This is a genomic window from Aeromonas sp. 19NY04SH05-1, assembly GCF_040581895.1.
Taxonomy (GTDB): domain Bacteria; phylum Pseudomonadota; class Gammaproteobacteria; order Enterobacterales; family Aeromonadaceae; genus Aeromonas; species Aeromonas enteropelogenes.
This window is the reverse complement of sequence record NZ_CP095328.1, coordinates 1,305,738-1,322,848: the sequence shown is the minus strand read 5'-3', so window position 1 is coordinate 1,322,848 and position 17,111 is coordinate 1,305,738. Positions and strand designations below refer to the sequence as shown.

The following is a 17,111-nucleotide window of genomic DNA, read 5'->3' as shown; positions in this document are numbered from 1 at the left end:
CCAGAGCGCGGCGATGCATGCGGCATTGTGCGACGAGCACGCCATGGGTACAAGTCTCGGAGAGGTCAATTAGTCCCAGGGAAAACAAAAGGGAGGCACAAGCCTCCCTTTTACAAACCAACAGCCACCAGTCATTGCTGGTGACCGGCCGGAACTTGCGGACAATGGACCAGCATGCGCCGGTTATACTCGGCCACATAGGCGCTCAGCTCGGCGTGGGCCTCTTTCTGATCTGGCTTGATAACATCACCCAGACCGTCCAGATAACGCACGCCACAGCGCGCCTTGGCCGCCTCCTGCTCACTGGCCGCAATGCCGGGTGCCACCTCACCGCGCCCTGCCCGCACTATCAGCCGATAATCCTGCTTGGCCAGACTGGCACTGATCGCCTGCTCCAGCGTATCGGCATCGGCCTGACATCCGCCAAGCAGGGTTAATAACAGCAAGCCGCTGATCCTCATCTGCGCCTCCGCTGCCAGCCCAGCAGGGTCAGCGCCAATGTCCAGAAACCGAGCGCACCACCGCCACCACCGCTGCTACCACCCGAGCTTTCACCGCCTTGTACCACGGATAAGCGGAACGGACTGATGGCAAAGAAGATGTTGTCACTGCAGGCCACCTTCAAACGGGCTGTGCCACTGGCACCGGCCGGCAATGTGACATTGGCCGAGCCCGTATTGGGCTGAGCGCTGGCCAGACTCACCCAGCTGGCCCCCTCATCACGAGTCAGTTGCAGATCAACCTTGCGGCAGCTGATGGGGGCTTGATCCGTACCGGCCACCTCCCATCTGACCGTTTGCACGCCCCCCGCGGTGACCGGGGTTCCTATCGGACTGATGATGCGAAAAGCCGCGCCCGTGTTGACGACCTGTACCTTCATGTCGTCACTGGCGACCCCGCCCTGCCCGTCACGCACTGTGAGCCGGAAGTTGAGATCCCGGTTGGTGGTTGGCCAGGCTTCGCCCTTGGTCAGAGTTCCCGAAAACAGGGATGCCAGACTGGGCAGGATCCGCTCCGGCGAGCTGATCGGCGAAACAAACCTGAACAGCGGACGGGTACCGTCGTCGATCATTTCGCTCGCACTACTGGACGCGTTCCCCAGATCGATCTGCTCCCAGGTGTAAGTGAGAGGGTTATTGTCCAGATCGGAACCGGCGCCTTTGAGCATGAACGGAGTATTGGCCGGAATGATGTAGTCGGCGCCGGCCACCGCTTGCGGCGCATTGTTGGTGAGATTCAACGTGGCGCCACAACCGGGCACAGTGGCCATGTGCGCGCGCATCTGTTCGATGGACTTGCTGTGGAAGTAGGGATCGCTGTGAGCCTGAATGTTCTCTTCCCCGCAGATCCCGGCATAGGCCATGATGGAGCTGCCGCTACCGGGCTCCCACGCCTGGCTGGCGGCCCGGTTCCCGCCACCACAACTGCCGGTGGTGCCGTTGAAGGTATGATCGGCGCCAAACTGGTGGCCGATCTCGTGTGCCACATAGTCGATAAAGAAGGCATCCCCCACCGGAGTGTCCGAACCCGTCATGCCCGCCGACTTGTTCACTGTACAGAGCGACCCCAGGCTGGCCAGGCCTCCCCCACCAGTGTTGACCACATGGCCAATATCAAAGCTCCCCAATCCTCGACCAAGGGCATCTTGCTGCACCTGAATGTTGATATCCAGATCGGTTCTACCCGAGCCGGCAGGATCTTCACCGTTATAGAATGGATCGCTAGCCGGATCGGTATAGATGATGGTGTCGTTGCCACTGGCGAGCTGAAATTCGGCCCCTACGTCACGCTGATACACCTCGTTAACCCGGTTGAGCAGGGTTGCGATGGCTGACAAACCCGACGCAACCGTACCGCCGTGGTATTGGGTATACTCTCCCGCCGCCGAGATGGCGATGGTGTAATGCTTGCGCACGTTGCCCTCAACTTGCACCTTGCGCACTAGGCTCCTGGCCTCCCCGCCAATCACCTTGTCTGCCTCTTCATCCAGGCGGCTATAGGCATCCTGCTGGTAATAGACGGCGTAGCCTTCTGCATTGCGCAACGGATCGACAAACACCGTCTTGCCCTGATGGCTGAACATGGCATGGAAACCTTGCGGACCGAGGTCAAACCGCCCCGTCTCTTGCGGCGCCGCCGGATTGTGTCCCTTGAAGGTCTGGATATCGGGATATTTGGCCGCCAGATCCGCAGGCAGCAGATCGTAGGCTTGCAGGACAAACGTCACCTCTCCCCCGTCGGGCAACGGCAACTTCAGCTGGCGCTCCCCGGCAACCAACCCACTTATGTAATCAAGAGAAACCTTGACCACCCGGAACTGGTTGGCCCTTACTTCATAGCCATCTGCTGCGGTGGCGCGTGCCGCCACCGTGTCCCACTCTTTGGCCACCAGGTTGGTCGACGTCATCAGGGTGGCGACGATTAGCGCCAGGGAGGAATGTCTTATCAACTGCATCTTTTGTAATCCTTTTAAATGCATCTGCCTGAACTGAAATCTAGTTTATTTTGTCACTGGCCCAATTGAACCAGTTTGGCGACCAGTATATTTCCCAAACGGGGAGAGTTGCACCAACTTGATCTAACCCCTATCATTGCGCGGATTTATCCGTTTTAGAACCGCGCTCGCGAGAAGGCGGTTCATCCTTATCTGGCCAAGGTTAATCTCATGCTCAAATCCCCACTGTTGCCCCGTTTCGGGGATCTGGTCGTTGCCATCGTTGACGATGTACTGGCGCAGGGCCTTACCCTCGATCGCGCCTATGCCCGTCACTTCTCCGGCATCGATCTCAAACCGCAAGAACAGGCAAGGATTGCCCTGGTCACCGGCGACCTGCTGCGTCGTCTCAGTCTCTACTGCGCCCTGACCGGCATTCAGGTCCGTCAGGCCGCCAAGAACGTCTGGCCGCTGCTGCACAGCTGGCACGCCTTCCACAAGATTGCCCAACCCAACCATCCGACCCTGGATCGCTTCAACGAAGAGGCGTTTCGCCGTCGTCTGGCCGAGGCCAAGAAGAATCCGGTGTTGATGGATGGTTGCCCTGGCTGGCTGGAAAAACTCGGCAGCGAGCAACTGGGCGAAGCCTGGCCTGCCGAGCGTGCCGCCCTTACCGCCATGCCCAAGCGCTACCTGCGGGTCAACACCCTCAAGTGCAACAAGGATGAGCTGCAGGCCGCACTGGCGAAAGAACATGTCACCACAGTCCCGGTAGAAGGGGTCGAGAGCGCCCTGCAGGTCACCTCGGATGCCGCCCTGTTCCGCACCAACGCCTTCGCCGATGGCTGGTTCGAGCAACAGGATGCCGGCTCCCAGCTGGTGGCTGCCGCCTTGGAGGTCACTCCGGGCATGCGCGTCATCGACGCCTGCGCCGGTGCCGGTGGCAAGACCCTGCATCTGGCCGCCATGATGAACGGCAAGGGCCGACTGCTGGCGATGGATGTGGAAGAGTGGAAGCTGGAGAACCTCAAGCAGCGCGCCCGCCGCGCCGGGGCTCACAACGTGGAGACCCGGGTCATCACCAGCAGCAAGACAGTCAAGCGCCTGAAAGAGAGCGCGGATCGCGTCCTGCTCGACGTGCCCTGCTCCGGTCTTGGCGTACTCAAGCGCAATCCGGATGCCAAGTGGCGCGACACCGCCGAGCGTCTGCCGGTGCTGGTGGCCCTGCAAGAAGAAATTCTGCAGCGCTACAGCCAGATGGTGAAGGTCGGCGGTCTGCTGGTCTATGCCACCTGCTCCATCCTGCCCCAGGAAAACCGCCAGCAGGTGGACAAGTTCCTCGCTGCCAACGAAAATTTCCGGTTGCGTGACGATCACACCGTGAGCCCCGCCGCCACCGGTTTCGATGGCTTCTATATGGCGCGTATTGAGCGGATCGCCTGATAGCACCGCCACAATAAAAAGGGGAGCCATTGGCTCCCCTTTTTCATGATACTGATGCAGCCTTATTCGGCGGCAGCGTCATCTTTCTTGTACTTGGCAGCAGTTTCCTTGATCAGGGTCTGCAGCTCGCCGGCCTGGAACATCTCGATCATGATGTCGCAGCCGCCGATCAGCTCGCCTTCGACCCACAGCTGGGGGAAGGTCGGCCAGTTGGCGAACTTCGGCAATTCGGCACGGATATCTGGGTTTTGCAGGATATCGACATAAGCAAACGGCTCGCCACAGGACATCAGCGCCTGGGAGGCCTGGGCAGAGAAGCCACAGCTGGGCAGCTTGGGAGACCCTTTCATGTAGATGATGATGGGGTTGTCAGCCAGCTGCTGCTTAATCTTTTCAATAGTTTCCATAGATGCCTCACTAGAGCGATTTCGGCGGCCATTCTACTGCAATCTGGCCTGAGCACAAACTCACAAAGGGAAATGTGCATATGAATTGCACAGAGAATTGCACCTGCATTGATCGCGATCATGGCGCCAATCAGGAGTTGTTAGCCCATCTTTGATGCTGCTACAATCCCTTGGCTTTGGGCTATCCTGCCTCATCATTTTATAAACATCTCTTTTCAAATAAGAAAAGAGCACGCAATGTCTTGCAACCGTCGCTTTCGCACGGTCCAGCCAATGGAGAGTAGAAAATGGCATTCGAACTTCCCGCTCTGCCCTATGCAATCAATGCTCTGGAACCGCACATCTCCCAGGAAACCCTGGAATACCACCACGGCAAGCACCACAACACCTACGTGGTCAACCTGAACAACCTGGTGCCGGGTACCGAGTTTGAAGGCAAGTCTCTGGAAGAGATCATCAAGACCTCCAGCGGCGGTATCTTCAACAACGCAGCCCAGATCTGGAACCACACCTTCTACTGGCACTGCCTCTCCCCGAACGGCGGTGGCGAGCCGACTGGCGCCCTGGCCGACGCCATCACCAAATCCTTTGGCTCTTTCGCCGAGTTCAAAGATGCCTTCACCAAGTCTGCCATCGGCAACTTCGGTTCCAGCTGGACCTGGCTGGTGAAGAAGGCTGACGGCTCCCTGGCCATCGTCAACACCTCCAACGCCGGTTGCCCGCTGACCGAAGCCGGTACTACCCCGCTGCTGACTGTCGACCTGTGGGAGCACGCCTACTACATCGATTTCCGCAACCTGCGTCCGAAGTACATGGAAACCTTCTGGGCCCTGGTCAACTGGGAATTCGTGGCCAAGAATCTGGCTGCCTGATAGCCGCTCTTGCCAAAACGCCCTGCATTGCAGGGCGTTTTTTTATGTCTGACATCCAGCGATGAAAACACAGAGGGCGCTTGAAGGCGCCCTCTTTTGTACATGTGTTCCAGCATGTGCAGTTACTAGTCTATTTCATCCAGATACTCGTCCAGATTGGCATCATCGCCACTGGCTTCATTCTGCTTGGGGATGCCGCCCTGGCTACCCGTGACCTTGTTTTCGTTGTATTGCAGATAGAAGTCCTTGGTCAGGGCGTAAGGGTCGAGTGCGTTGTCGATGATCCGCTCCTGATCGATCAGCTTGGCACGGGAGCCCAGTCCATCCAGCGCCCAGTGGGCCACCTTGAGCGGGAAGGTGAGCAGTGCGTAGGGGAAGTAGAGCACGTCTATGGTATCCCCCACTATCTCGCGGGTGGTGGTGGGGCCATAGACGGGCACCATGACATAGGCCCCTTCACCAATGTTCATGCGCCCGAACACGGTAGAGAGCTCCAGCTTGTCGCGCTCAAGCCCGGCGTGTTTGGCCACATCGAAGATACCCAGCAGACCCACAGTAGTGTTGAGGGTAAAGCGCCCCAGGTTGGTGCCCGCCCCCTTCAGATCGCCCGAGAGCAGGTGGTTGACCATGCTGCTCGGCTCGTTGAAGTTTTCCACGAAGTTTTCGATGCCAACCTTGACCGGCTCGGGTACATAGTTGGCGTAGGCATGCACCACGGGACGGGCGACATAAGGCTCAAGCACGTCGTAGTTGACCGCCCACATCGCCCGGTTGGCCCCCTGGAAGGGATCGCGGGGATCAGCCGCCGTACTGGTTGCTCCCGGCACATTCATACCGGGATCGAGATCCAGGCTCTCGGGGCCGGGCTTGGGCGGCCCGCCGGCACAACCTGTTATCAAGAGGGCTGCCAGCACGGCCCCTGAACGCAGATACATATGGAAGTCCTAGATTTTTATTTTGATTAATCAGAATTATAGGCAACCCGGCTCCCATGATGGGAGCCGGGTAGAGAGGTATATTAGAGGGCGTGATCGATACGGATGTCAATCGGCGCTGATGGGATAGTCGCCGTTTTGACTGTTGCAGAGACCCCTTCGAAGGCCCCCTCCTTGTTCATGACGTTGCCACCACGGGAGAGGCGCGCCTTGAATTGCAGCTCGGGATAGGCTTCCAGCTTGCTCCCCTCCATCATGGCATCCCCGTCTCCGAGGGAGAGGGTGATGGGCAGCGCAGGATCGGCGATACGCTTCACCGCGATGGGCATGGGCGGCCCGTTGGGCACCACGGCAAACACGAACAGATGGGCATCAGGCGGCAACTGAATGCCCTCGGCCAGGGTGATGTGCAGGGGGAACTCCCCCTCCTTCACCTGGCTCTGGGAAGCCTGCGCCTGCCCGGCAGATTCGGCAGCTGGCGCCGCCGCGATACCACGCGCCTTGAGCTGCGCCTTGGCGTACTCCATGGAGCGCTCCACCATCACATAGCGAGGCGTCCCTTTTTCCATCAGCGGCAGCATCTCCTGCCAGCGCGCCAGCGCGGTCTGGAAATCCTCTTTTTGCAGCGCCATGAAGGCATAGACGGAACGCGCCTCGATATTGCCCGGCTCCTCGGCAATAGCCGCCTTCAGCAGACTATCAGCCTGGGCTTCATCCCCGGTCATCATCAGGGCCTGCGCGTAAGGCACCGCCACCATGGCTTTCTGGGGCGCCAAATCATATGCATGGGCCAGCGCCTCGCGGGCCATCTCGGGATCGTTGCCATCCAGTGACAGGCGACCCAGCAGCAGCCAGCCACGGTAATCGTTCGGTTCATCCTTGAGGCGGGTGCGCAGGGCCAGAGTAAAGTCCAGCAGATCCTGTTCGGTCACCTCGGCATTGCGTTCCACCAGAATGCGATTGCTGAGCTCGCCGATGCGGCTGCTGGCATCCTGCCAGCGGGCCACTTCCTGCCAGGCGCCCAGCTTGTAGTAGAGCCCCAGGCTCACGATGAGGAGCACCAGCACGCCAGGGATCCAGATCAGGCTCTTGCCGCCACTGGCGGTCTGCTCCACGTCGGGAATATCATCCAGCAGGCTGCGCTGCAGTTCGACCAGCGAGTCCGGCTCCTCCGCCAATACCCCCTGTTCCCGTTCTTCGCCAATTTCCAGCAGACGCTGACGATAAAGCTGCTTGTTGAGGGCCGAACGGCTGATGCTCTGCCTGCCCTCGCCGCGCCACAGTGGCAGTACCAGCGCCAGACTCGTCAGCACCAGCAGAGCCGCGATCACTATCCAAAAGGCGGTCATTGTTTCTCTTCCTCTTTGAGCAGCTTGGCCAGACGGCGCTGCTCCTCTTCGCTCAGGTGATTATCCACTTGCTTGTCGGCCACGGGGGGACGGCGACTGCGCATCACCACCACGACGAGGCCGATAACGATGACCAGCAGAGGGCCAAGCCAGAGGATCAGGGTGGAGGCCATCAGCGGCGGATTGTAGAGGATGAAGTTGCCATAGCGGGCCACCATGTAGTCCACTATCTCCTCCTTGTCCTTGCCCTCGCGCACCATCTGGTAGGTCTTGTCACGCAGATCCTTGGCCAGCCCGGCGTTGGAATCGGCGATGTCCTGGTTCTGGCACTTGGGGCAGCGCAGCTCCTTGGTCAGCTCGCGAAATACCTGCTCCTGATTGTCGTTGTCGAAGGTGTAGACATCGATGGCAGCCATGGCCGGGGCTTGCACGCCCAGACCCAGCAGCAACAACAGGGATGCAATCAATACTCTCATCCGGGGCGCCCTCACTTCATGGCATCAAAGATGGGTTTGAGGGTCGAGGCCCAGTTCTGGGGATTGATGTCCCCCACGTGGCGGTAGCGGATAATCCCCTGGCTGTCGATGAAGAAGGTTTCCGGCGCGCCATACACCCCCAGATCCAGCCCCAGCATGCCATCGGGATCATACAGGTTGATCTGGTAGGGGTTGCCAAGCTCTTCCAGCCACTTGATCGCCTTGTCCCGCTCATCCTTGTAGTTCATGCCGACGATGGTGATCCCCTGCCCCGCCAGCTGCTTGAGGTAGGTGTGCTCGCCGTAGCAGGTCGGACACCAGGTCGCCCAGACGTTGAGCAGCATGGGGCGCCCCTTGAAGATGTTGCGATCGTACCGTTTGTCGAGATCGTAGATGTCCTGCAGGGTAAATTCGGGCACTTCCTTGCCCACCATCACGGATTCGAGCTTGGTGGGATCGGAGTAGAGCCCCTTGAACAGGAACACGGCCCCCAACAGGAAGACCACGAAGGGGATCAGAAACAGCCAGGTCTTGCGAGTCATGCTTTCACCTCCTCTTCACGACGGCCGAAGCGGTAGCGTTTGTCGAGCATCGCCAGCACGCCACCGATGGCCATGAAGACGCCACCGAACCAGATCCAGCGAACGAATGGCTTGTAGTAAATGCGCACCGCCCAGGCCCCGTTGTCGAGGGGCTCGCCGAGCGCGGCATAGAGATCCCGAGTCACGCCGGCATCAATGGCGGCTTCGGTCATCGGCATGCGGCTCACCGTATAGACCCGTTTCTCGGGCTTGAGGGTACCGACATGCTTGCCGTTCTTGTGCACTTCCAGCACGCCCTTGAAGCCGTCGTAGTTGGGGCCGTTCTTTTCGGCAATGCCGGTAAAGACGAACTCGTAATCGGCAAACTGCACCCTGTCTCCGGCCTGCATCCGCAGGTCCTTCTCGATGCTGTAGTTCTGGGTACAGGCAATGCCGATGATGCTGACCGCAAGGCCCACGTGACCCAGGATCATGGCCCAGTGGCTGTTGCCAAGGCGGCGCACGCCGACTGCAAAGCTGTGCTTGTGGGTGGCACGGGCCCAGGTTTCCTGGGCACTGGTGACGATGATCCAGACACCCAGGCCAATGCCCACCGCAGCCCAGGGCTTGAATGCCTCGGCAAAAGCGAGCGGCAACAGGAAGGCGGCCGCCAGACTCAGCAGCAGGGCCAGGATCACCTTGCTCTTGAGCTCGCCAAGCTCCTGACGACGCCAGCGAAACAGCGGGCCAACCCCCAGCAGCAGGGCAAACGGGATGATCAGCCAGCTGTAGATGTGGTTGAAGAAGGGCGTCCCGATGGAGATGCTGCCAAGTCCCAGCTCCTTGTGTACCAGCGGCAACAGGGTGCCCAGCAGTACGGTGAGCAGACCCGCCACCAGCATGATGTTGTTGGCGAGCAGCAGAGTCTCGCGGCTCCACAGCTCGTGCTTGCCGTGGCTCTTCACATGGGAGCCCTTGAAGGCGAACAACAGCAGGGAGGAACCAATCACCGCCAGCAGGAAGCCGAGAATGAACAGGCCGCGGGTCGGGTCAGAGGCAAACGCATGCACCGACACCAGTACGCCAGAGCGCACCAGGAAGGTGCCGAGCAGACTCAGGGAGAAGGCTGACAGGGCCAGCAGCACGGTCCAGGCCTTGAAGGTGGCGCGCTTCTCGCTCACCGCCAGCGAATGGAGCAGTGCGGTCCCCGCCAGCCAGGGCATGAAGGAGGCGTTTTCTACCGGGTCCCAGAACCACCAGCCCCCCCAGCCGAGCTCGTAGTAGGCCCACCAGGAACCGAGCACGATACCCAGCGTCAGGAAGACCCAAGCCGCCATGGTCCAGGGACGGGACCAGCGGGCCCAGGTAGCATCGAGGCGCCCGGTCATCAGGGAGGCAATCGCAAAGGCGAAGGCGACCGAGAAGCCCACGTATCCCATATAAAGCATGGGCGGATGAAAGATGAGACCAGGATCCTGCAGCAGCGGGTTGAGATCGCGCCCATCCACCGGGAAGTAGGGCAGCGTGCGGGTGAAGGGATCCGAGGTGAACAGCACGAAGGCGGTAAAGCCGACCGAGATGAGGCCGAGCACGCCGAGCACACGCGCCACCGCATCCAGCGGCAGACGGCGGCTGAACAGGGCAACGGCCGCGGTCCAGCCCCCCAGGGTCAGCACCCACAACAGCAGGGAGCCCTCGTGGGCGCCCCACACGGCGGAGATGCGATAAGCCAGTGGCAGGCGGCTGTTGGAGTTGGTGGCCACATACTGCACGGTGAAATCATTGTCGATAAAAGCCCAGGTCAGGCAGAGGAACGACAACAGCAACAGCAAAAATTGGGCATAGGCGAGCGGGCGAGCCGCCGACATCATGCCAAGACGGCCCCATTTTGCGCCAAGCAGCGGGTAGCTCCCCAGCAACAGGGCGGTGGCAAAAGCCATGATCAGAGCAAACTGTCCTAATTCCGGGATCATGGACGGGTTCCTTTCTGGTGAGCCGTGCCCCTGACAGGGGCACGGAGACGAAACGATGAAACGAAAGCGACGGGGATCATTGCTTGGAGCCCTTCAATTGCGCGTCGGTATATTCCGGCTTGTAGTGCATGCCGCTGGTGGCTTCCGCCACTTCCGGCGGCATGTAGTTCTCGTCGTGCTTGGCCAGTACCTCGAAGGCTTCCACCGTGGTGGCATCTTTGAGGGTGCCCTGGGCGACGATGCCCTGCCCCTCGCGGAACAGGTCCGGCAGGATGCCGTCATATTCGACCGTCACCAGATGGCCGCCGTTGTCCACCAGCTGGAAGGCCACCCTGAGGCTCTGGGGATCCCGCTTCACCGAACCGGGCACCACCAGGCCCCCGATACGCAGACGCTGCCCCTCTTCCGGCTTGATCTTGTCCGGTCCTTTCCCTTCAACCAATTCGCTCGGGGTATAGAAGAGATCGATATTCTGGCTGAGGGCATAGAGCACCAGGCCGCTCACGGTCGCCAGTCCCAGGGTGATGGCGAGGATGATGGTGAGGCGTTTTTTTCGTCTCGGGTTCATAGGGTGTTCTCCATCTGCTGGGCCGCCTTGCGACGGGCCTCGCGTGCCTGCTTGCTGCGCAATTCGCCGAGCAGGCTGCGGGTTTTCATACGGGTAGAAATGACGATACCGACCAGGCAAAGCAGGGTCAGGCCGAAGGAGAGCCAGACGTAAAAGGCGTAGCCGCCCATCGCCAGAAAGTCACTGAAAGAGGCAAAGTGCATGCTTACTTCTCCTGCTCGGCAATCTCTTTGACCCAGGGGCGATGCCACTCCCGCATCAAGAGCTCGTTACGAAAACGCATCAGGGTCAGGGCCCCAAGGAAGGTGGCAAATGCCAGGATCATGATGAGCAAGGGCCACAGCATCTCGGCCGAAATGGAGGGCTTGTCGAATTTGGTGATGGTAGCGCCCTGGTGCAGGGTGTTCCACCACTCCACCGAGTAGTGAATGATGGGCAGGTTGATTACCCCCACCAGTGCCAGGATACCGGCGGCGCGGCCAGCCAGCACTTTGTCGCTGAAGGCGTTGTAGAGTGCGATGACACCAAGGTAGAGGAACAGCAGGATGAGCTCTGAGGTGAGGCGGGCATCCCATACCCACCAGGTGCCCCACATGGGCTTGCCCCAGGCGGCGCCGGTAAAGAGCGCGATGAAGGTGAACACGGCCCCGACCGGCGCGATGGCGGCCACCGTCATGTCGGCCATGCGCAGCTGCCATACCAGTCCGATAAAGGCAGCGACGGCCATGGTGGAGTAAGCTCCCATGGAGAGGATCGCGGAAGGCACGTGGATATAGATGATCCGGAAAGAATCCCCCTGCTGATAATCGGCGGGGGCAAATGCCAATCCCCAGATAGTGCCGATGATAAACGAGAGCAGACTAATCACCGCAAACCAGGGCAACAGGGTACCAGCCAGCTGGTAGGCCCGCTCCGGTTTGGCGTAAGGGTGCAACCATTTCCACATAGCTCACAAAACCTTTTGTTATTAATCGTTTGGCGAGGCCTACCATACCTGTCACGGGTTTACATCAAATACCCCGAAAGCGATAAGCGAGCCTCTCCTTGATCCACCGCAACTTAATTTTTTCAAACAGCGTCCCATTCGGGACTTCTGCAATCTGACTAACTGTGAAGTCAGTTGAGGCTGACCCGAAGGGCTGCCGAGACCGCCAGCGGGGTCAGGGTCAGGGCCCCCACCAGCATGGCGGCCAAAATAGCGAGCTGGCCGCCATAGGGCAAGCTCATTCCAGCCGCATCGATGGCCGATGTTGCAAAGATCAGTACCGGAATATAGAGCGGCAGGATCAGCAGGCTGAGCAGGACACCGCCCTTGCGCAGACCGACAGTCAGGGCCACCCCGACTGCGCCGAGCAGGCTCAGTACTGGAGTACCCAGTGCCAGGGTCGCCACCACCGCCAGATAGGTGTTCATGTCCAGCGACAACAAGATGGCGAGCAAGGGGGAGATCAGCAGCAAGGGCAAACCGGTCAACAGCCAGTGAGCAACCACTTTGGCCAGCGCCAGCAGCCCGAGCGGATGAGGCATCAACATCATCTGCTCCAGCGAACCATCGCTGAAATCATCGCGAAACAGCCGCTCCAGCGACAGCATGGCCGCCAGCAGGGCCGCCACCCAGATGATCCCCGGAGCAATACGGGCCAGCAACTTGGGCTCCGGCCCTATGCCAAGGGGAAAGAGGGTGATGACGATCAGGAAAAACCAGATCGGGTTGAGAATATCGGAGCGCTGGCGCAAGGCGATCAGCAGTTCACGGTGAATAAGGTGCATAACGGCGCGCAGCATGAGCTTACTCCTGCAACAGAGGGGTCAGCGACAGGGTTTTCAAACGTCCCTGCATCAGGGTGAGATCCTGGTGGGTGGTCAGGATCACCATGCCTCCCCGCTCCGCATGGGCCAGGAACAGTTGCTCGAGCACCTTGACCCCCTGCTTGTCGATGGCGGTAAACGGCTCATCCAGGATCCAGAGTGATGGCTTGTCACACAGCCACAGGCGGGCCAGGGCGACCCGGCGCTGCTGACCGGCCGAGAGCTGGCCAGTTGGATTCTCCTCAAAACCGGCAAGTCCCACCCGGGCCAGGATCTGCCACAGGTCGCTGTCCTGTTGCTGAGGGTGATGCAACTGCTGATAAAACTTGAGGTTTTCAAACGGTGTCAATGCCGCCTTGACCCCGGCATGATGGCCCAGATAGAGCAGATTGGCATGATATTCATCGCGGCAGTGGCGAATGTTCTCTCCGTTCCAGCACACCTCGCCGGCAAATGGCTGTGACAACCCGGTCAGCAGACGCAACAAGCTGGTCTTGCCGACTCCGTTCGGACCTTCGATTTGCAGCAGATCGCCAGGCGCTACCGTAAAGGAGAGATGTTCAAACAGGGTGCGATCTTCACGCACGCAGCTAAGATTGTTGACTTGAAGCAGCATGAGGATGTTGTCAGGTGGAAAGAAGCGGTCTGCATATTAACACAGTATTGGAGGGGGTCTTTTCAAAGATGCCAATAATCAGCAGGATTTGTGGCGAAGATCGCGCCACAAACGCTTAGAAAAATGGCCAAAACAAATCAGGAAGGCAGTTGCCTTCCTGACTCATCAAGAGCGCCCTTTTCGTAATGAAATCAGGAGCTCAGCTTCTGCCTTCGGCAATTCGCACTCGCTCATGACCTCGTCGATATCGGCGCCCAGCTCGACCATCTTGGCGGCACGGCTGTAAAGCCGGCGTTCCGGATCCTGCAGGGTCAGCTCCTGCTGACGATCGTTGATCTGCTGCATTGATCCTTCCACCGACTGCAGTCGCTGGCCCATGCCGATGGCCCCGGTATGAAGCTCCATCATCTGCTTGCGCAGACTCTCGAGCTGGCCCTGCAGCGCCGCCACGCTGGCCTCGGACTCCTGCTTGCTTCGTTTGCTCCTGAACCAGATGAAACAGGCAAACGCCAGTGCAATCAGGGACAACCCCAAGGCAACAATCTCAATGATCAAAACATCACCTTCTTGTTAGAGAGAACCGATCTCGTCCCACTCTTCATCGGAGAGCAGCTTGTTCAAATCGACCAGGATCAGCAGCTGGCCATCACGGTTGCTCACACCCTGGATGAACTTGGCGCTCTCTTCGGTCCCTACCGCAGGTGCGGCATCGATCTCGGAAGAACGCAGATAAACCACTTCCGCCACGCTGTCCACCATGATGCCGATCACCTGCTTTTCAGCCTCAATGATGACGATACGGGAGTTTTCACTGACATCCCCGGACGGCAGACCGAAGCGGGAACGGGTATCGATGACAGTCACCACGTTGCCACGCAGGTTGATGATACCGAGCACATAATCCGGAGCTCCAGGCACAGGCGCGATCTCGGTATAGCGCAACACTTCCTGAACCTGCATCACGTTGATGCCGTAGGTCTCGTTTTCCAGTTGGAAGGTTACCCATTGCAGCACTTCATCTTCGGCCAGATTCTGTGCAATATTGCGCTTTTCTGTCATGTTTTATTCCTTTTATATAAACGTCTACTGCTAAAAACTAGCAATAAAACAACTCGACTGCAGAAGTTATCAGCGACCTTCTATGTTTACCCCGCGCTCCAGCAACAGGAGTAATTCGCTGACATGCAGCAGGGCACACATTTTCTCTTTGACCATGCCCGCCAGCCAGGGGCGCTTGCCCGCCTGATGGCGCCATTTTACCTGATCCCGGTGCAGCAGCTCGGTTCCCCTGAGATGATGGCAGGCGAGACCCCAGGGGGATTGCCCAAGCATAATCAAATACTTGTATTCGTCCATCTCAAGATGTTGACCCGGCATGACCCACTGAGCCGTATCGACCACATTCATCTTCTGCTCGCGGGAAGTCATCAACCCCTTGTACCAGGATGGCTGACCAAACAGGGAGGTCACCTCCCCTAGTTGGTGGATCCCGCCAAGATCGGTCAGGGGAACCGCAAAGGTCACCCCGGCGACTTCGAAAAACAGGGCCTGAAACTCATTGCCGCTGTCGATATTCTGCCAGCTGACCGGCTCGGGAACCGGCTCGGGGGCAAGCTCCACCGCCGTTTCGGTGATGACAGTGGTCACAGGTTCTGCGACAGCCACCATCTCTTCAGGCCAGGCAGGTTCGACGGGCAGCAAGGACTCTTCGGCGACGATTTCAAGAGGCTCGCTGACGGGTTCTTCATGGGACAGGGCGTCAATTTCGAACTGCACCTGACCCACTTGCGCCAGCAATTCACTCAACTGGGCCAGGCGTGCATCCGCCTCCAGATAAGGAGCGGCCTCGACCTGTGGTTCAACTACGCTCTGGCGCTGCAGTTGCACCACGGGAGCCAGCTCAGGCTCGTCGGCCTCATCCAGCGAGAGAGCTTCATCCAGCAGCAAGGAGTGGAAATAGTCGTCCATTGCACGGACTTGAATGGTGTCTCTCATGCCATCACCTCCTGCGCCCGTTGCCGTTCAAGAGCATCGAGATAGTTGAGCAGTGTCTCGTAGGCATAGGTTCCCCGACTGCCAGGTGAATAGATGGAAGGCGGAATATGCAGCAAGCTGGCATCCCTGAATTTGGTATCGATGGGGATCACCGCGTTCCACACCGCATCACCGTATTGCTCCTTGATCGATTTCAGGGTCATCAGGGAGGCACGGGTCCGCTTGTCAAACATGGTCGGGATCACGGTATAACGGAACTTGTCCCGCTTGGAGCGCTGCATGATCTCGAATGTCTTCATCATGCGCTCCAGCCCCTTGAGGGCGAGAAATTCGGTCTGGACCGGCACCAGAATGCGATCGCAGGCCGCCAGCGCGTTGACCATCATGACCCCCAACACGGGCGGGCAATCGATCAACACGTAATCGTATTGATCCTGAATGCGCAGCAAAGCCCGCTTTAGCACCAGCCCCATCCCTTCTCGATTGCCCATGACTCTGTCCAGGGTCGCCAGCGTGATGGAGGCCGGCAACAGGTGGATATTCTCGAACTTGGTCCTGAGTGTCAGTTTATTGACCAGTTCGGCTGTCGGCTTCACCGACTGGAATAGTTCATAGAGAGTGCCATCCAGGCGATCGGAATCATAATCCAGATAAGATGTCAGAGAGGCATGCGGATCGGTGTCAATCAGCAGCACTCGTTGGCCACGTTGGGCCAGGATCCCGGCAAGCGAGACCACTGTGGTGGTTTTTCCCACCCCGCCTTTCTGGTTGGCAACCGTCCAAACAATCACTGTATCAATCCTGCCTTGTTGTTATACGTATGCCGCCACCGGGCAAGGCGATCACCCTGACCTCTCCTGCATCCACCGCCTTTTGAACCTCTGGCACGGGTTCAACGGTCACCGGCGAGACCTTGGCCGGAGCGGGCGGTACCCATGCAAACTTGGATACTGCCACCACTACCTTGCGGTTCTGCACTCGCCCCTGTTCGCTACCATTGTCGGCAAACGGAGAGAACTCGCCATATGCCTCGAAAGCAAGCCGCTCGGGCGCGATGCCATTGGCAATCAGCCCATTGAGTACCGCTTCGGCCCTGGCGGCAGAGAGAGCCCAGTTTGAACGAAAAATTTCATTATGAATCTGTTGGTTATCTGTATAACCCCTGACTCTCACATAGTTATCGACCGGTTTGAGAATACTTGAAATGGTATTGATGACGGGCGCCGCATTTGTGCCCAAAAAGGCGCTGCCGCTGCCAAACAGCAGCCCGGCACTCAATTCGATGGTCAACCAGTTCTCGTCCCGGGTCAGCTTGACGATCCCCGCGTCCACCAGAGAGCCCATGTTCTCCTGCAGTTGCAGGTCGAGCTTGGCCAGCGTGGTACCATCCTGCAGTACCGGCACCCCCGAGATAGGCGCAAGCGACGGAGCTGGCGCCGTGGCGCCATCCAGAATGGAGGGGGCCGCAGAAACGGGGTTGGAGAGCAGTGAATCCCCTTGTCCTTCCAGCAAACCATCTTTGGGAGATTGCATGACACTGAATGCCTGGCTCATGCCATCGATGACGGCGCGATACTTGTCCTTGTTGACCAGCGCGACCGAGTAGAGCACCACGAACAGGGCAAAGATCAGCGTCATGTAATCGGCATAGGAGACCAGCCAGCGATCGAGGTGTTCACGCCCCTGCAAGTGCAACCGATAGCGCTTGCGCAT

General features: G+C 58.9%; 20 protein-coding genes. 2 read left to right on the top strand and 18 right to left on the bottom strand.

The genetic code is table 11. From position 1 onward, the window contains the following. Positions 1-131 precede the first annotated feature (131 nt). A complete protein-coding gene (locus tag MRK42_RS06290; RefSeq protein ID WP_338611954.1) occupies positions 132-461 on the bottom strand; it encodes a hypothetical protein in 330 nt (109 codons plus the stop codon). Beyond that, positions 458-2,455 carry a reprolysin-like metallopeptidase gene (locus MRK42_RS06285; RefSeq protein ID WP_338611953.1) on the bottom strand — a complete coding sequence of 666 codons (1,998 nt, stop codon included), beginning with the start codon at positions 2,453-2,455 and terminating at the stop codon, positions 458-460. Before MRK42_RS06285 ends, MRK42_RS06290 begins: the two co-directional genes overlap by 4 nt. A gap of 210 nt (positions 2,456-2,665) precedes the next feature. Between MRK42_RS06285 and MRK42_RS06280 the strand changes: the two genes are divergently transcribed. Next, entirely contained in the window at positions 2,666-3,877 is a 1,212-nt protein-coding gene (locus MRK42_RS06280; RefSeq protein WP_042024841.1) for a methyltransferase domain-containing protein, read from the top strand. Positions 3,878-3,939: 62 nt separating this feature from the next. On the opposite strand, the gene MRK42_RS06275 is transcribed toward MRK42_RS06280, so the two are convergent. Continuing rightward, positions 3,940-4,284: a Grx4 family monothiol glutaredoxin gene (locus MRK42_RS06275; RefSeq protein ID WP_026455805.1), complete on the bottom strand. Its 345-nt coding sequence runs from the start codon at positions 4,282-4,284 to the stop codon at positions 3,940-3,942. A 287-nt stretch (positions 4,285-4,571) separates the two neighbouring features. Between MRK42_RS06275 and sodB the strand changes: the two genes are divergently transcribed. Continuing rightward, complete coding sequence (gene sodB, locus MRK42_RS06270; RefSeq protein WP_026455806.1) at positions 4,572-5,156, top strand: superoxide dismutase [Fe]; 585 nt, start codon at positions 4,572-4,574, stop codon at positions 5,154-5,156. A 125-nt stretch (positions 5,157-5,281) separates the two neighbouring features. On the opposite strand, the gene MRK42_RS06265 is transcribed toward sodB, so the two are convergent. From MRK42_RS06265 to MRK42_RS06195, 15 genes are all read right to left on the bottom strand, one after another. Beyond that, on the bottom strand, positions 5,282-6,091 hold the full coding sequence (locus tag MRK42_RS06265) for a VacJ family lipoprotein (RefSeq protein ID WP_338611952.1): 810 nt from the start codon (positions 6,089-6,091) through the stop codon (positions 5,282-5,284). Between the two features lie 83 nt (positions 6,092-6,174). Next, entirely contained in the window at positions 6,175-7,440 is a 1,266-nt protein-coding gene (gene ccmI / locus MRK42_RS06260; protein WP_338611951.1) for a c-type cytochrome biogenesis protein CcmI, read from the bottom strand. After that, complete coding sequence (locus tag MRK42_RS06255) at positions 7,437-7,916, bottom strand: cytochrome c-type biogenesis protein (protein WP_201976935.1); 480 nt, start codon at positions 7,914-7,916, stop codon at positions 7,437-7,439. The genes ccmI and MRK42_RS06255 overlap by 4 nt, the downstream gene beginning before the upstream one ends. 11 nt (positions 7,917-7,927) lie before the next feature. Further along, positions 7,928-8,458: a DsbE family thiol:disulfide interchange protein gene (locus MRK42_RS06250; protein WP_026458715.1), complete on the bottom strand. Its 531-nt coding sequence runs from the start codon at positions 8,456-8,458 to the stop codon at positions 7,928-7,930. Then, positions 8,455-10,410 (bottom strand): heme lyase CcmF/NrfE family subunit, encoded by a 1,956-nt coding sequence (locus tag MRK42_RS06245; RefSeq protein ID WP_338611950.1) that lies wholly within the window; start codon positions 10,408-10,410, stop codon positions 8,455-8,457. Before MRK42_RS06245 ends, MRK42_RS06250 begins: the two co-directional genes overlap by 4 nt. Positions 10,411-10,486: 76 nt before the next feature. Beyond that, positions 10,487-10,978, bottom strand: a complete 492-nt coding sequence (gene ccmE / locus MRK42_RS06240) for a cytochrome c maturation protein CcmE (RefSeq protein ID WP_026456547.1) — start codon at positions 10,976-10,978, stop codon at positions 10,487-10,489. Further along, entirely contained in the window at positions 10,975-11,181 is a 207-nt protein-coding gene (gene ccmD / locus MRK42_RS06235; protein ID WP_005298845.1) for a heme exporter protein CcmD, read from the bottom strand. The genes ccmE and ccmD overlap by 4 nt, the downstream gene beginning before the upstream one ends. 2 nt (positions 11,182-11,183) lie before the next feature. After that, a complete protein-coding gene (locus MRK42_RS06230) occupies positions 11,184-11,924 on the bottom strand; it encodes a heme ABC transporter permease (protein WP_026456546.1) in 741 nt (246 codons plus the stop codon). Positions 11,925-12,094: 170 nt separating this feature from the next. After that, a complete protein-coding gene (gene ccmB / locus MRK42_RS06225; protein WP_026456545.1) occupies positions 12,095-12,763 on the bottom strand; it encodes a heme exporter protein CcmB in 669 nt (222 codons plus the stop codon). Positions 12,764-12,767: 4 nt separating this feature from the next. Further along, positions 12,768-13,403 carry a cytochrome c biogenesis heme-transporting ATPase CcmA gene (gene ccmA, locus MRK42_RS06220; RefSeq protein WP_201976933.1) on the bottom strand — a complete coding sequence of 212 codons (636 nt, stop codon included), beginning with the start codon at positions 13,401-13,403 and terminating at the stop codon, positions 12,768-12,770. A gap of 165 nt (positions 13,404-13,568) precedes the next feature. Next, positions 13,569-13,955, bottom strand: a complete 387-nt coding sequence (locus MRK42_RS06215) for a DUF2802 domain-containing protein (protein ID WP_026456543.1) — start codon at positions 13,953-13,955, stop codon at positions 13,569-13,571. Positions 13,956-13,973: 18 nt separating this feature from the next. Then, positions 13,974-14,462 carry a chemotaxis protein CheW gene (locus MRK42_RS06210; RefSeq protein ID WP_026456542.1) on the bottom strand — a complete coding sequence of 163 codons (489 nt, stop codon included), beginning with the start codon at positions 14,460-14,462 and terminating at the stop codon, positions 13,974-13,976. Positions 14,463-14,531: 69 nt separating this feature from the next. Next, positions 14,532-15,398 carry a chemotaxis protein CheW gene (locus MRK42_RS06205; protein ID WP_338611949.1) on the bottom strand — a complete coding sequence of 289 codons (867 nt, stop codon included), beginning with the start codon at positions 15,396-15,398 and terminating at the stop codon, positions 14,532-14,534. Beyond that, complete coding sequence (locus tag MRK42_RS06200; RefSeq protein ID WP_026456541.1) at positions 15,395-16,189, bottom strand: ParA family protein; 795 nt, start codon at positions 16,187-16,189, stop codon at positions 15,395-15,397. The genes MRK42_RS06205 and MRK42_RS06200 overlap by 4 nt, the downstream gene beginning before the upstream one ends. A 4-nt stretch (positions 16,190-16,193) precedes the next feature. Continuing rightward, positions 16,194-17,111, bottom strand: a complete 918-nt coding sequence (locus MRK42_RS06195) for a flagellar motor protein MotB (protein WP_338611948.1) — start codon at positions 17,109-17,111, stop codon at positions 16,194-16,196.

Bases quoted from the DNA above. Each gene is read 5' to 3' on its own strand.
- MRK42_RS06290 (WP_338611954.1), bottom strand. From the start codon at position 461: ATGAGGATCAGCGGCTTGCTGTTATTAACCCTGCTTGGCGGATGTCAG.
- MRK42_RS06285 (WP_338611953.1), bottom strand. From the start codon at position 2,455: ATGCAGTTGATAAGACATTCCTCCCTGGCGCTAATCGTCGCCACCCTG.
- MRK42_RS06280 (WP_042024841.1), top strand. From the start codon at position 2,666: ATGCTCAAATCCCCACTGTTGCCCCGTTTCGGGGATCTGGTCGTTGCC.
- MRK42_RS06275 (WP_026455805.1), bottom strand. From the start codon at position 4,284: ATGGAAACTATTGAAAAGATTAAGCAGCAGCTGGCTGACAACCCCATC.
- sodB (WP_026455806.1), top strand. From the start codon at position 4,572: ATGGCATTCGAACTTCCCGCTCTGCCCTATGCAATCAATGCTCTGGAA.
- MRK42_RS06265 (WP_338611952.1), bottom strand. From the start codon at position 6,091: ATGTATCTGCGTTCAGGGGCCGTGCTGGCAGCCCTCTTGATAACAGGT.
- ccmI (WP_338611951.1), bottom strand. From the start codon at position 7,440: ATGACCGCCTTTTGGATAGTGATCGCGGCTCTGCTGGTGCTGACGAGT.
- MRK42_RS06255 (WP_201976935.1), bottom strand. From the start codon at position 7,916: ATGAGAGTATTGATTGCATCCCTGTTGTTGCTGCTGGGTCTGGGCGTG.
- MRK42_RS06250 (WP_026458715.1), bottom strand. From the start codon at position 8,458: ATGACTCGCAAGACCTGGCTGTTTCTGATCCCCTTCGTGGTCTTCCTG.
- MRK42_RS06245 (WP_338611950.1), bottom strand. From the start codon at position 10,410: ATGATCCCGGAATTAGGACAGTTTGCTCTGATCATGGCTTTTGCCACC.
- ccmE (WP_026456547.1), bottom strand. From the start codon at position 10,978: ATGAACCCGAGACGAAAAAAACGCCTCACCATCATCCTCGCCATCACC.
- ccmD (WP_005298845.1), bottom strand. From the start codon at position 11,181: ATGCACTTTGCCTCTTTCAGTGACTTTCTGGCGATGGGCGGCTACGCC.
- MRK42_RS06230 (WP_026456546.1), bottom strand. From the start codon at position 11,924: ATGTGGAAATGGTTGCACCCTTACGCCAAACCGGAGCGGGCCTACCAG.
- ccmB (WP_026456545.1), bottom strand. From the start codon at position 12,763: ATGCTGCGCGCCGTTATGCACCTTATTCACCGTGAACTGCTGATCGCC.
- ccmA (WP_201976933.1), bottom strand. From the start codon at position 13,403: ATGCTGCTTCAAGTCAACAATCTTAGCTGCGTGCGTGAAGATCGCACC.
- MRK42_RS06210 (WP_026456542.1), bottom strand. From the start codon at position 14,462: ATGACAGAAAAGCGCAATATTGCACAGAATCTGGCCGAAGATGAAGTG.
- MRK42_RS06205 (WP_338611949.1), bottom strand. From the start codon at position 15,398: ATGAGAGACACCATTCAAGTCCGTGCAATGGACGACTATTTCCACTCC.
- MRK42_RS06195 (WP_338611948.1), bottom strand. From the start codon at position 17,111: ATGCGCAAGCGCTATCGGTTGCACTTGCAGGGGCGTGAACACCTCGAT.